The organism is Vibrio sp. Vb0598, from assembly GCF_033338935.1.
In the GTDB taxonomy this organism is placed as follows: Bacteria; Pseudomonadota; Gammaproteobacteria; order Enterobacterales; family Vibrionaceae; genus Vibrio; species Vibrio alginolyticus.
This window is the reverse complement of the sequence record NZ_JAWOTP010000184.1, coordinates 1-1,212: the sequence shown is the minus strand read 5'-3', so window position 1 is coordinate 1,212 and position 1,212 is coordinate 1. Positions and strand designations below refer to the sequence as shown.

The 1,212-nt window shown below is 51.2% G+C and carries 1 pseudogene; it reads right to left on the bottom strand.

Annotated elements, in window-relative coordinates:
* Window positions 1-1,212: pseudogene (gene vcrD / locus R7Q38_RS23940) on the bottom strand (SctV family type III secretion system export apparatus subunit VcrD); the annotation flags it as partial.

Below are 1,212 nucleotides of genomic sequence, written 5' to 3'. Positions count from 1 at the left end.
TTTGCTCAAGCAGGTAGCGCGTTTCTTGAATCCCGATAAAGTCTTGCGCGGACTCTTTCAATACGTGCGATAAATGGAACGTCAAAATGCGGTCTGACGTAAGAAAGCCAACGTGGCTCATGGTCAGCTTCTCTTGATAGCTTTGTGCGACCCAAAGACTCGAGACTCCCGGGAGGAAGTCGTCATCTTGCTCAAAAGGCACACCAAGCAATTCAATCTGGTCGCTTCCTTCTGTGACCAGCAATTTGTCTTTCTCAATACGACCACGTGCAACGGGCACTTCTTGCAACTGAATCAAGTATTCGCCGTTTTTCATCCCGTCGTTAAAACGTAGGTGAATTCCCGGAAACGGTACACCAAGATCGAGATACAACGCGCGTCTTACTCTAGCGAGTTCGTCGTTCAGTGCGACGGCTTCTAGGCTTTCTTGTAAGCTAGAATCCAGATCGATAAGCAGTGGCCCTGTCATCGCGAATTCTTCTTGCTCGCCCAATTTGCCTTTGCTACCCCGAGACGGCGTTGGTTTATTGGGTTTTGCGGCAGGAGAACCCGCTCCCTGCGCGACAAAGCTCGGCAGATCGCTGCTTTCTGATTCGGTTTGCTTTTTCTGTTTATAGAAGAGGTAAAAACCGCCGCCACCGACCACCAAAGCCAGCACTAGGAATGTAATTTTCGGAAAGCCAGGGATCAGAGCGAACAAGACCAGCAGCACACCACCAATCAACAGTGCTCGAGGCTGAGCCGTGACTTGCCCACCAATGTCGGAGCCCAAGTCGGCCGAGTCTTCGTGGGAAACACGCGTAACGATAATACCAGCGGTGATCGCGATAAATAGCGCAGGAATCTGCGATACCAAGCCATCACCTACGGTCAAAATCGCAAACAGCTCAAGCGCCTCTGACGCGCTCATGCCTTTTTGCGTGACGCCAATGGTGACGCCACCCAAGATGTTCACGATGATGATCACCAAGCCCGCAATGGAGTCGCCTTTTACGAACTTCATTGCACCGTCCATCGAGCCGTACATTTGGCTCTCTTTCTCGATCAGAGAACGGCGATGACGCGCCTCGTGAACATCGATAACTCCAGCGCGCATGTCACCGTCGATACTCATCTGTTTGCCCGGCATGGCGTCAAGAGAGAATCGAGCACTAACTTCAGCAACACGCTCCGAACCTTTGGTGATCACCATAAACTGTACAATAGTGATGA